Genomic DNA, 12,426 nt, shown 5'->3' with positions numbered 1-12,426 from the left:
ATAAAAAAACCTGCCAGCCGGCAGGTTTTTTTTAAGGGATTATTGCACTTCGATCTTGTCCCAGCCGCTTTTGAACATGCAGCTGTCGACTAACGTATCCCGGCGATATTCGTTCGCGTCTTCAACCGTGTAGCTCGTGGAAATATCCTTTTTCTTGTTCTTTTTGTCCGTTTTTTCCGAGCTCGAGCCGGTCACTACGTTATCCGGGGGCAGATCGATCAGCGCCTGCGCTTCGCATTCCGTGAGCTTTTTATTCATTTCCGCATCGCTGACGCCCGGTTTCACCCATTTGTACTGGACGCAGCCGGTGAGCATCAGCGTGAGGCTCAGAACGCAAAGCGCGGTAATGCGGTGTTTCATCAGAAGGTGACTCCACCGCCTACATATGCGCCGTCAATCAGCGTGTGGCCAGGACGACCGTCTTTACCGTCCACGCTCACGTGGCGGTAGCCAACTTTAAGGGTCACTGGCGTAATTGGCGTCCAGCTTACGCCGCCGTTGGCTTCGACGTAGTTTTTCACGCTGTTGTTCAGGCCTTCTGGTGCCACATAGCCTTCACCGTACACGTGGATGCTGTCGGTCAACGCAACGTTTACGCCGCCGCCAATCGGGAACGCCACGCCGTTATCGCCTTTTTTCGGGCCGAGGTAGATGGCTTTTGCGCCCGCATTCAGCATCACCGGGCCAAGACCCAGGTTGTAGCCTGCGCCCACGCCGCCGGTCTGGGTACCGTCATCGGTGTTTTTGAGCCAGTTACTTTCGAGATAAACACCGGATGAGGATTTCCCCATTTCCAGATTGAGGTTGGTAAAGTTTTTACCCTGCTCAACGGTGCCGCCCATCGCCAGTGCGGAACCCGATACGGCAGCCAGAGCAGAAAGAAGAAGGATATTCAGTTTTTTCATGTTTTATGCCTCGTCATTAAATTCATCTGGGCGCACCTTAACAAGCGATGTTAATGACTGCAAATGTGATATAAATCGCGGTTTTATACTGATATTGTTAACTTTTTTATTGAAGTTGTTGCAATGATGTTTGATTGTCGGGGTGTCAACAGGGGATGTTTTTAGCGTTTAGGAACCGTTTAGTTTTTTGACTAAACATAAACTGAACGAGGCGGGGATAGTGATTTGAGATGAATTAATTGGGTTTCTAATAATTTCCAAAAATGTTTCGCCTGTCACACAAAACAACAAAGCCTTACATTTCGAGCGATGAATATACGTTCAATCGTGCAGGCCGGTTTCCCTTCCATGTCATTTTTCTGACACGTTTATTCTTTACGTTGTTGGCTTCACTAACTGGATGCTAACAATATGAAAAGAAAAATTATTCCTGTACTTATCGGCTGTGCGCTCTCTTTCTCTGGCCTGGCGGCGCAGCCTACTGCTGAGCGCTATGTCGTCAGCTTCCCTGAAGGCTCCCACGTGAGCTACAGCGGCGCGTTTGCCAGCGCGTTTCCGAACGGACTCCCCGTGGGCATTGGCTCCGGACTGCTGTTTACGGGCAAGCAGGGCGACGCCCTGACCTTTGCGACCGTGACCGATCGCGGTCCAAACGCCGATGCGCCAAAAATGGGTAAAAACGAAGCCAAAATATTTGTCACGCCAGATTTTGCGCCGATGCTGATGACCATCCGCGTTCAGAACGGCAAAGCGGAGGCTGTCGATGCCCGCCCGCTGCATGATGATAAAGGCGAGATTAACGGTCTGCCGCTGCAAAGCGGCGTGATTGGTTCCACCAATGAAGTGGCGTTCAGCGACACCCTCAAGATCCTGAAGGGTGACAACCGCGGGCTGGACACGGAAGGCATCACGCCGGACGGGAAAGGCGGCTACTGGCTGTGCGACGAGTATGGCCCGTTCCTGATTAACGTCGACAGCAAAGGGAAGATCCTGGCGATCCACGGGCCGCAGGCTGCGGAAGGGGAGAAATCCATCGCGGGCGGCCTGCCAAACATTATCAAATGGCGCCAGGCGAATCGGGGCTTTGAAGGCCTGACCCGGATGCCGGACGGGCGTATTATCGCTGCCGTGCAAAGCACGCTTGATATCGACGGTAAGAGCAAAAAGCAGGCGCTGTTTACGCGTCTGGTGAGCTTCGACCCGGCAACCGGGAAAACGGCGATGTACGGTTACCCTATCGACAGCGCGGCTTATGACAAAAACAGCGACGCCAAAATCGGCGACATCGTGGCGCTTGATGACCAGCACATCCTGCTGATTGAGCAGGGAAGTGATAAAAACGACGGCATGCGTAACCTGATTTACAAGGTGGATCTCAGCAAGGCGAGCGACCTGACCGCCTTTGACAAGCCGGGCGAGTACCCGGAGTTTGATGATGAGAAAACCCTGGCGCAGCGCGGCATAACGCTTGCGGCTAAAACGCAGGTCGTGGATCTGCGCGCGCTGGGCTGGCAGCAGGAGAAGGCCGAAGGGCTGGCGCTGATCGACAGCAAAACGCTTGCGGTGGCGAACGATAACGACTTTGGCGTTAAGGTTGCGATGCAAAACCCGGTCGAGGGCAAGAAGCTCAAGGATTATCGGGTGAACGCGGAAGGCAAGCTGACGCTGGATGATAAACCGGTGGAAACCACGCTCAGCGTGAAGCCGCTGAAGAAGCCGGAGTCGGACAGCGAGCTGTGGATTATAACGCTGCCGGAAGCGGTGAAATAAGTTTACCCTTCTTGCTAAAGGCTGGGGTATCCCCACAAGATAATGCCTGCACAGACGGCTCCCTCTCCCTTTAGGGAGAGGGCTGGGGTGAGGGGGAACATACGGCTGTGGAGGTTATTCCGTTCACTCTATGTTCCTCGCTACTCTGTAACGGCATGACCTGTGAACGTGCCAGGGTGGCTTAATCGCCACCACCCTGGCGACCCGGGCTCCCGGCGGTAAATCGCCGCTTCGCGGTACCCTCAGCTTATTCCTTCAGGCTATCGGGTCGGGCATGAGTCTGCATCCCTGCAGGCCACGCCCTCTCGGCGCATCCCTGCGCCTCGCCCCGGCCTTACGGAAACGCCTCGGCGATTTACAGCCGGACCAGGGCATCGCTGTGAGCCACTAATTTTTCTGAAGCAACATTCATCGCTTCAGGTTAAAAAATTACCGGGATCCCTCAGCCCCACAGGGGAGAGGAGATGCATAGCGGTTATTTCTTCAGCCCTGCAAGCGCCGCCCGAATTTCTTCTTCCGGGAGTTGGATACCGATAAACACCATCACGCTGCGCGGCGCTTCATCGCCCCATGGCCTGTCCCAGTCTGCGCTGTACAGGCGCTGTACGCCCTGGAACAGCAGACGGTTCGGCTCGCCGTCAATCCACAGCATCCCTTTGTAGCGCAGCAGCTTGTCGGCAAACGACAGCAGCAGGTTTTCCATCACCCGCGAAACCTCGCTGATGTCCACCGGATAGTCCAGCTCGACCACAATCGACGCCACGTCGTTTTGCTTATCTCCCATAAAGTGGAAGCGCGGTTTTGCGGTGACGTTCTCTTCCAGCATAAAGCCGTTGGTGTTGAACAGCTGAGACAGATCGATGTCGCCGTGCGTCACCGTATAAATCGGCGCGCGGGAGTTAATGCGCGTCAGGCGCTCGCGCAGCTTAACGCTTTCGCCCGCCATGTCGGTTTTGGTCAGCAGGATGCGGTCGGCGTAGCCCACCTGAGACTGGGCGATGGTGAACTGGTTCATCTGCTCGTCGGCGTGAACCGCATCGACCAGGGCAATTACGCCGTCCAGCAGGTAGCGCTGGCAGAGGATCTCGTGAGAGAAAAAGGTCTGAATAATCGGGCCGGGGTCGGCCATGCCGGTGCATTCGATCACCAGTCGGTCAAAGTCGATCTCGCCGCGGTCGCGGCTGTCGAGCAGGTCCAGCAGGGCGTCTTCTAATTCGTTAGAGCGGGTGCAGCAGATGCAGCCGTTGGTCAGGGTTTTGATCTGGGTGGCGCGATCGCCAATCAGCTGATCGTCTACCGAGACCTCACCGAATTCGTTTTCGATGACGGCGATTTTGAAGCCGTGCTGTTCATTCAGGATGTGGCGCAGCAGGGTGGTTTTACCGGCGCCGAGAAAACCGGTCAGCAGGGTAACGGCAATCGGGGTCATGGTCTCTCCTTTAGCAGCAGCGGACGCCGCCTTCTCCACTTCCGCCGTAGCGCGCTTCCTGACGCTCGCGGAAGAATTCGGTGTAGGTCATGTACGGCTTATCCGGATGGTTGGTCTTCATATGCTCAACGTAGTTGTCATAGTCCGGAATGCCAATCAGCATTTTCGCCGCCTGACCGAGGTATTTTTTTGCTTCGCCTAAGTTACCAAACATTGTGGGTTCCAGACAGAAAAAGCCCGGCGATGTGAGTCCGCTGGGCTTATGTTCCCCTCACCCCAGCCCTCTCCCAAAGGGAGAGGGGGAGGATTGCGGATTAATGGTGTGAAGAGGTCTTCACGCCGCCTTCCGGCACCGGCACGTACGGGGTTTCTTTATCCGTACGACCGTCGGCGTTGCGCACGTTCAGCCAGGTTTTGATGCCGTAGAAGATGATGCTGTACACCACCACCAGGAACAGAATGCTCAGACCCGCGTTGGTGTAGTTGTTCACCACGATATGGTTCATGTTGGCAATCTGCTGAGCGGTGAGATCCGCGCCGCCTGCGGCAATCTTCTCTTTGTACTGGTTAGCCATGAAGAAGAAGCCTTCCAGCTGCGGGTTGGCGCTGAACAGCTTCAGGCCAAGCGCCCAGGTGGTGCAGAGCAGCAGCCACAGCGCAGGAACAACCGTTACCCAGATGTATTTGGTGCGCTTCATCTTCACGAGGACCACGGTACCCAGCACTAGAGCAACGGCTGCGAGCATCTGGTTGGAGATACCGAACAGCGGCCACAGGCTCTTCACGCCGCCGAGCGGGTCGACAACGCCCTGATACAGCAGGTAGCCCCACAGGCCGACGCATCCCGCCGTACCCAGAATGCCCGCTACCAGAGAGTCGGTTTTCTTCAGGAACGGCACGAAGTTACCGAGCAAATCTTGCAGCATGAAGCGGCCCGCACGGGTACCGGCGTCCAGCGCGGTCAGGATGAACAGCGCTTCGAACAGAATACCGAAGTGGTACCAGAAGCCCATGTCCGCCCACGGCAGCACTTTGTGGAACACGTGTGCGATACCGACGGCCAGCGTCGGTGCACCGCCGGCGCGGTTCAGCACGGATGGTTCGCCGATGTCCTTCGCGGTTTGCATAATCTGCTCAGGCGAAATCACGAATCCCCAGGAGCTGACGGTAGCCGCGGCGTGTGCGCTAGCGTCCTTCAGCTGCGCCATAATCAGCGCCGCGTTGTCACCGCCCATTTCGTGCAGGTTTGGCATGGTGATGCCGAGGCCCGCAGGCGGGGTGTTCATCGCGAAGTAGAGACCCGGTTCGATGATAGACGCGGCAACCAGCGCCATGATCGCCACGAAGGACTCCATCAGCATCGCGCCGTAGCCGATCAGACGCGCGTCTTTCTCGTTCGCCAGCAGCTTAGGCGTGGTACCGGACGCAATCAGGGCGTGGAAGCCGGAGACCGCACCGCAGGCGATGGTGATGAACAGGAACGGGAACAGGGCGCCTTTCCACAGCGGGCCGGTACCGTCGATGTACTGCGTTACCGCAGGCATTTTCAGATCCGGGTTAATCACCAGGATGCCGATCGCCAGACCGACGATAACGCCGATTTTGAGGAAGGTCGCCAGGTAGTCACGCGGGGCCAGAATCAGCCAGACCGGCAGCAGCGCGGAGATAAACGCATAGCCAATCAGCGCGAAGGTAATGGTGGTGTCCTTGAAGGTCAGCGCCGGGCCCCAGTACGGGTCGTGCGCAATCACGCCGCCGAAGTAGATAGAGGCCACCAGCAGCACGATACCAATCACCGACACTTCACCCACGCGTCCCGGACGCAGGAAGCGCATGTAGATACCCATGAACAGCGCAATCGGCACGGTTGAGCAGACGGTGAAGACACCCCACGGACTTTCGGCCAGCGCTTTCACCACGATCAGGGCCAGCACCGCGAGGATGATGATCATAATCAGGAAGCAGCCGAACAGGGCGATGGTCCCCGGCACGCGGCCCATCTCTTCTTTGACCATCTCACCCAGAGAGGCGCCGTTACGGCGAGAAGAGATAAACAGCACCATAAAGTCCTGCACCGCACCCGCCAGCACTACGCCGGCAAGCAGCCACAGGGTACCCGGCAGGTAGCCCATCTGCGCGGCCAGCACCGGACCCACCAGCGGGCCTGCACCGGCGATAGCGGCAAAGTGGTGACCAAACAGCACGTAGCGGTTGGTTGGCACGTAGTTCAGGCCGTCATTGTTAATGACCGCCGGGGTGGCGCGCGTCGGGTCGAGCTTCATGACCTTCTGCGCGATGTACAAGCTGTAGTAGCGATAAGCAACAAGATAGACGGAAACCGACGCGACCACGATCCACAGGGCGCTTACGTGTTCGCCCCGGCGTAATGCGACAACCGCCAGACAGAAAGCGCCGAGGATCCCGAGTAAGGCCCAGGGCACGTGCTTCAGTAGTTTTTTAGTATCCATAGTAAGACCTGGTTTTTTATGTAAAGAAAAAAGGGTCAGGGTTCGTTGTGAGGAGGTATTGATTAATGCTGGAGCGATCGTGCCAGATCCTCGCGCGTGTAAAGGACGGTAAATGAATGAGTGGTTGAAAGTGCCGGGTGAGCGGTCAAAGGGGGCGACGAGCGGTTCCGGCTCGCCGCCAGGGGGCGAAATTATGTGATTGAGATCACTTGATTATTCGGGTTACGCTCCACGGCCAGATAGTTCTCCAGCGTTCTAATCAGTTTTTCCTTCAGCCAGTTCGGTTCCAGAATCTGAATGTGGGGCAGCCAGTAGAACAGCAGCGGCAGGATCTGGTTCTCGTGCGCCGCCTGGCAGCGCAGTGTGACGCCGCCCTGTTGTTCCTCCAGCAGCTCCTGTTCCGGCAGAAGATCGCGGCGCAGGAAGTAATGTGAAATATTATCTTTGATAAATATTTTCACTGCGAAAGTATTTTCGGACACCCAGGGATCGAGGCTTTTCTCCAGCAGCTCAAGGACATTTTCTTCGGGCGTAAAGGTCGTTTTCTGAATATCAAACCAGCTAATCTGGCTCAATGAGAAGGATTTCAGGCGGCTATTTTCGGTGGCTTGTAAATACCATATATTTTTTTTGTTAATGAGTTTATAGGGATTAATCAGACGGGTTTTTCCCTTATAAACGATCTGACAAACATTATGGTTTTTAATCGATTTCTCGATTTTTGTTAAATAACGGCGAATATCACGTTCTACCGTGTGTTCTGCTTCATTCGCAAGAATAAGAATATGGTTTTCGTCAACGCGCGTTTCGAGCTTCTGCCAGAATTCCGTATTTCTTTCAGGGAAAAAGCTGTCAGCATTCAGGAAGTTAGAAAGGGTGTGATGTAGGCCTTGTCCGCCGGGCGATTGTGCGGAATGGATCAGTCGATATAGCCCGTTACCGGTATGTTCAACAATGGGGGAGAGGGCATTTAAATCCCGGTAGACGGTACGCTCGGTAATTTTAAATTTCTCCATTAGCGCACTGCGGTTTACCACACCGTTTAAATGTAGCTCAACCAGAATATCGACCAGACGTTCAGCCGAGCGGCTCCGCGTCGTTTTAGCCATAAGGTCATCCTGTATATTTAGGTATGCGCTGAATGATGCGGATGCACTGACAAAGGGTGTCAGTATTCAGTCACAGAAAATTTCTCTTATGGTTATATAACGGCGTGATTTAGCGGAAACCTTAGGAGTTTTTGTAGAAAGCGGCGCTGGCCGAAGAAAAAGGCCAGCGCGAGGGGGGATCACACGGCGGCTTCCGCCTCCAGCATGACCGGGTGGAAACGGCGCTTGAAGTAGATCAGGCCGTGTCCCGCGTCGCTCAGAATGATATTTTTAATTTCAACAAGATAGACAAGATGCGTGCCGATGGTTTGCACCTGGCTAATCTCGCCTTCCAGGCTGGCGAGCGCGCCCTTGAGCACCGGCTGCCCCAGCGGGCCTTTCTGCCAGCAGGAGAGGGCAAAGCGCTCCTCCATCGTCATACCGGTCATCCCGGCGAAATGGCGAGCCATGATCTCCTGCTCGTGGTTCAGTACGTTAACGCACAGCCTGCCGTTGCCCTGAAAAACCGGGTTCATGGCGCTGTTGGCGTTGATGCACACCATAACCGACGGCGGGGTGTCCGTGACCGAACAGACGGCGGTGGCGGTAATGCCGCAGCGGCCCGCCTCGCCCTCGGTGGTGACCACATTGACCGCCGCCGACAGGCTGCTCATTGCGTCGCGAAAACGCAGGCGTTGTTCATCTGAATGCATTGCAACCTCCCGCTGCGCTATTTCAGCAGCTTGTCGAGCATGTTGATATCGCTGTTGTTGTGCAGGTGCGGCACCGTCCAGCCGTGCTGGTCGTACTCGGACATGCAGCGGTCGACCATCGCCATCATCTTGTCCATGTTGCCGGAGCTTTGCGCCTGGCGCAGACACTGCAGGCGGATCTCATCCTGGCTGCCGGAGTAGTTGATTTCGTACAGCTCGTGACGGCCGCCAAACTCGCTGCCGATGGCGTCCCACATCAGCTTCAAAATCTTGATGCGTTCGACGTGATCCATGCCGTTGGAGCCGCGCACGTATTTCGCCAGATACTGGTCGATCTGCGGGTTGTTCAGATCCCGGGCGCTGGACGGCAGGTAGATCAGCCCGGACGTCACGTTACGCTCGATGATATTCTTGATCTTCGCGTAGGCCATCGGCGCCATGACGCGATAGGTTTGCAGCGCGGCGTGATCCGGCAGATACGCGCCGTTGACCCACGGGGTAGCTTCGGAACACATGGAGTCGCTCAGAGCCCAGAACATGTTGCGCCAGGCCACCACTTCGCCGAGATCCGCCTGCACGCCGCGGAACTCCAGGGTACCGGTGCACTCCAGGGATTTTTTCAGCAGGGCGGTGATGAAGTCGAGCTTCACCGCCAGGCGAACGCAGGCCTGCAGCGGGTACATCCGCGCAAAGCCGCCTTCCATCGTCCAGCGACGGCAGCGGTCGAAATCGCGGTAGATCAGCACGTTTTCCCACGGGATCAGCACGTGATCCATCACCAGGATCGCGTCGTTCTCGTCAAAGCGGCTGGAGAGCGGGTAGTCGTAAGGGGATCCGGTTGCGCCTGCCACCATCTCGTAAGAGGCGCGGGAGATCAGCTTCACGCCCTCGGCGTCCATCGGCGCGACGAACATCAGCGCGAAGTCCGGGTTTTCGCCCATCACCTGCGCGGAGCCGAAGCCGATCATGTTGTAGTGGGTCAGCGCCGAGTTGGTTGCCACCACTTTCGCGCCGCTGACGATGATCCCGGCGTCGGTCTCTTTCTCCAGCTTGATGTAGACGTCTTTCACCTCGTCAGCCGGCTTGTGGCGGTCGATCGGCGGGTTAACGATGGCGTGGTTGAAGTACAGGCCGGTTTCCTGAATGCGCGTGTACCAGCTGCGGGCGTTCTGTTCGAACTGGCCGTAGAAGGCCGGGTTGGCGCCGAGCGCGCAGCCGAATGCGGCTTTGTAGTCCGGCGTGCGGCCCATCCAGCCGTAGCTCAGGCGTGACCACTCGGCGATGGCGTCGCGCTGCTGGCGCAGGTCGTCGGCGCTTTTCGCCACGCGGAAGAACTTATGGGTATAGCCGCCGCTGCCGGTGTCGGTGCCCCAGCAGAGGGTGTCCTGCATGTCCGGCTTGTGCAGCGCGTCGTACATCTGCGCGATGGAGGCCGCCGCGTTGCGAAACGCCGGATGGGTGGTGACGTCTTTGACGCGCTCGCCGTAGATATAAATTTCACGGCCGTCCTGCAGGCTTTTTAAATACTCTTCGCCGGTTAACGGACGTTTGGCATCAGCGCGGAAATCTTCAGGCTTCATAGGGACCTCGTATCGGAATAGGGTTGTTAAATTTATGTTTTGTTTTTGTTGTTTAATTGAAGCCTGAGCGCGGCGTAACGTGAAGGGACGATTGGGACAACGGCGGGTACTTTTCGCGAGAGATCGCAGAGTGTGATTTCCCTCACCCTAACCCTCTCCCAAAGGGAGAGGGGACGGTTACTCCCTCTCCCTTTGGGAGAGGGCAGGGGTGAGGGGAACAGGCGACACCGGTACTTTCTGCGCCCGATACGCGCTCGGCGAGCACCCCACTAAGCGGTTAAAAAAACGGGCAAAATAGGCCGGGTCCTTAAACCCCAGCTGCCAGGCAATCTCGCTGACCGCGCTGTCGGAAAAGAGCAGCAGCCGCCTGGCTTCGCGCAGCTGGCGGTCGAAGATCAGCCGCTTCGGCGGGCGGTTGGCGAAGCGGCGGCAGATGTCGGTCAGGCGGGATTCGGTCAGGTGCAGCTCGCTGGCGTATTCCGGCACCGTCCAGTGCTGGTGGTAGTGGGCATCTATCAGCTGGGTAAAGCGCTGGAACAGCTTCAGCTCGCCGCGCATGCCGCCCGAAGCGTGGTCGTCGAGCTTCGCGTTGCGCAGCAGCAGGGTGAAGACCGCCTGCGCCAGCAGGACCAGGGTATGTTCGCGCCCCGGCAGCTGTTCCGTGGATTCCCGGGCAATGAGCTGCCAGTAGTGCTTCAGCGCCGCCAGCTCGTCCGGCCTGTCGGCCAGCGAGAGGCAGATCCCCGGCAGGCCAAACGCTTCCCGCGTGCCGGGGTAGAGCACCTCAAGCAGCGGCCAGATCAGATCCTCGCGCACCGTCAGCACGTGTCCGTCGCTGTCGGATTCGGTGATAAACGCGTGCGGCACCGACGGCGGCGTGAGGACGAACAGCGGGGCCTGTACCGAGTAGCGGTGATCGTCGAGCTGGAGCTCAATCTGCCCGGTATCAAGAAAGTGCATCTGAAAATACTGGTCGTGACGGTGCGCCTGCATGTCGCGGCCAAAAAAGGCCGCCATGCGCGCGAACGACTGGTAATGCACGTCGTCGGTGCCCAGACTTTCGTCGTACTCCTTGCTGATGTCGATGTTGGTAATGGGGCTCTGGCACATGGCGGCTCCCTAGTGGATCTTCTGCGCCGCGACGCCCGGCTCGCGCTCAAGGCTTTCGCGCTGCGTCATCGGAATGCGCGTCAGCACCAGCGCGCCCACCACCAGCAGCCCGGCCACAAACCACAGTCCGGAGCTAAAGCTGCCGGTTGAATCACGCAGAATGCCGATCAACAACGGGCTAACGGCGGATCCGACGTTGCCGATGGCGTTGATCACCGCCAGCGCCACCGCGCGGGACTGCAGGCTAATCACCCGATCCGGGGTGGTCCAGAATATGGCCATGGCGGTAAAGGATCCGGTTGAGGCCATAATGATGCCAAGCAGCTGGATCAGGCTGTGATCGGTGGCCGAGGCCAGCATCCATCCCGCCGCGGCGAACAGGTACGGCAGGATGGTGTGCTTTTTTCGCTCTTTCAGCCTGTCGGAGCGTCGGCTCCACCAGATCATCCCGAGAATAGTGCAAAACTGCGGGATCGCCGCCAGCAGGCCGATGACGATATTGCTGCTCCCCGTGTTAAAGCTTTGCAGGATCTGCGGCGTCCAGATGTTGATGGCGCTGAGCGTGTTGGTCAGGCAGAAGTAGGCCAGCGTGTAGAGCAGCACCGCCGGGGTCAGCACTTCGCGCAGCGTTGAGCGCGGCGTGACGGATTGGGCAATGGCGACCTCCTGCTCGCGGGCGATCATCGTTTTCAGCGCCTGCTTTTCGTCGTCGTCCAGCCAGGTGGCCCGATCCGGCGTGTCGTTGAGGTAAAACCAGGTCACCACGCCGAGCACCACCGACGGCAGCCCCTCCAGCAGGAACAGCCACTGCCAGCCCTTCAGGTTCCACAGCCCGTCCATCGCCAGAATGTAGCCGGAGAGGATCGAGCCGAGCATCATGGTCACCGGCATGGCGATCATAAACAGCGCGTTGGCGCGGGCGCGGTGATAGGCCGGGAACCACCAGGTGAGATAGACCAGGATCCCCGGCAGGAAGCCCGCTTCGGCAATGCCCACCAGCATGCGTAAAATATAGAGCGTGTGCGGACTGGTGGCGAACATGGTACAGGTGGAGGCGATGCCCCACACCACCATGATCCCGGCGATCCAGCGCCGTGCGCCGATCTTCGCCAGCATGATGTTGCTCGGGATCCCGCACAGCACGTAGGTGACGTAAAACAGCGTCGCGGCCAGGCCAAACATGGTCGACGTAAGGCCCAGATCTTTGCCCATCGTCAGCCCGGCAAAGCCGATGTTGATACGATCGAGAAACGAAAAGACAAACAGGATGAAGAGAAAGACGATCAGGCGTCGGAACAGCTTGTTAATGACGCGATGTTCAACAGCTTTATTATCATGGGTTTGCAGGGTAGAGGTCGTCATG

At 57.5% G+C, this 12,426-nt stretch carries 11 protein-coding genes; 1 reads left to right on the top strand and 10 read right to left on the bottom strand.

What is annotated here, in order from left to right; all coding sequences use genetic code 11:
• Positions 1–39: 39 nt before the first annotated feature.
• Both DFO52_RS15695 and DFO52_RS15690 read right to left on the bottom strand, forming a co-directional pair.
• A complete protein-coding gene (locus DFO52_RS15695; RefSeq protein WP_028015390.1) occupies positions 40–360 on the bottom strand; it encodes a hypothetical protein in 321 nt (106 codons plus the stop codon).
• Positions 360–905 carry a YfaZ family outer membrane protein gene (locus tag DFO52_RS15690; RefSeq protein WP_023310269.1) on the bottom strand — a complete coding sequence of 182 codons (546 nt, stop codon included), beginning with the start codon at positions 903–905 and terminating at the stop codon, positions 360–362. The genes DFO52_RS15695 and DFO52_RS15690 overlap by 1 nt, the downstream gene beginning before the upstream one ends.
• A 411-nt stretch (positions 906–1,316) precedes the next feature.
• Here DFO52_RS15690 and DFO52_RS15685 point away from each other — a divergent pair, with 411 nt between their 5' ends.
• Positions 1,317–2,675 carry an esterase-like activity of phytase family protein gene (locus tag DFO52_RS15685; RefSeq protein WP_133550723.1) on the top strand — a complete coding sequence of 453 codons (1,359 nt, stop codon included), beginning with the start codon at positions 1,317–1,319 and terminating at the stop codon, positions 2,673–2,675.
• 475 nt (positions 2,676–3,150) lie between these two features.
• On the opposite strand, the gene yjiA is transcribed toward DFO52_RS15685, so the two are convergent.
• From yjiA to hpaX, 8 genes are all read right to left on the bottom strand, one after another.
• The gene (gene yjiA / locus DFO52_RS15680; RefSeq protein ID WP_133550722.1) at positions 3,151–4,104 is read right to left on the bottom strand and encodes a GTPase; all 954 of its coding nucleotides are present in this window, start codon (positions 4,102–4,104) and stop codon (positions 3,151–3,153) included.
• A gap of 10 nt (positions 4,105–4,114) precedes the next feature.
• Positions 4,115–4,318, bottom strand: a complete 204-nt coding sequence (locus DFO52_RS15675) for a YbdD/YjiX family protein (RefSeq protein WP_003856610.1) — start codon at positions 4,316–4,318, stop codon at positions 4,115–4,117.
• 100 nt (positions 4,319–4,418) lie between these two features.
• On the bottom strand, positions 4,419–6,572 hold the full coding sequence (locus tag DFO52_RS15670) for a carbon starvation CstA family protein (RefSeq protein WP_023334384.1): 2,154 nt from the start codon (positions 6,570–6,572) through the stop codon (positions 4,419–4,421).
• Positions 6,573–6,763: 191 nt separating this feature from the next.
• A complete protein-coding gene (locus DFO52_RS15665) occupies positions 6,764–7,681 on the bottom strand; it encodes a WYL domain-containing protein (protein WP_133550721.1) in 918 nt (305 codons plus the stop codon).
• Positions 7,682–7,860: 179 nt separating this feature from the next.
• Positions 7,861–8,373 (bottom strand): 4-hydroxyphenylacetate 3-monooxygenase reductase subunit, encoded by a 513-nt coding sequence (locus DFO52_RS15660; protein ID WP_121932433.1) that lies wholly within the window; start codon positions 8,371–8,373, stop codon positions 7,861–7,863.
• A gap of 17 nt (positions 8,374–8,390) precedes the next feature.
• The gene (gene hpaB / locus DFO52_RS15655) at positions 8,391–9,953 is read right to left on the bottom strand and encodes a 4-hydroxyphenylacetate 3-monooxygenase, oxygenase component (RefSeq protein WP_023334387.1); all 1,563 of its coding nucleotides are present in this window, start codon (positions 9,951–9,953) and stop codon (positions 8,391–8,393) included.
• A gap of 177 nt (positions 9,954–10,130) precedes the next feature.
• On the bottom strand, positions 10,131–11,063 hold the full coding sequence (gene hpaA / locus DFO52_RS15650) for a 4-hydroxyphenylacetate catabolism regulatory protein HpaA (protein WP_133550720.1): 933 nt from the start codon (positions 11,061–11,063) through the stop codon (positions 10,131–10,133).
• Between the two features lie 9 nt (positions 11,064–11,072).
• Positions 11,073–12,425, bottom strand: a complete 1,353-nt coding sequence (gene hpaX, locus DFO52_RS15645) for a 4-hydroxyphenylacetate permease (RefSeq protein ID WP_133550719.1) — start codon at positions 12,423–12,425, stop codon at positions 11,073–11,075.
• Position 12,426 lies beyond the last annotated feature (1 nt).

This window comes from Enterobacter sp. AG326, assembly GCF_004362415.1.
In the GTDB taxonomy this organism is placed as follows: Bacteria; Pseudomonadota; Gammaproteobacteria; order Enterobacterales; family Enterobacteriaceae; genus Enterobacter; species Enterobacter asburiae.
The sequence above is the reverse complement of the archived record's forward strand: the minus strand, read 5'-3'. Positions and strand labels throughout refer to the sequence as shown.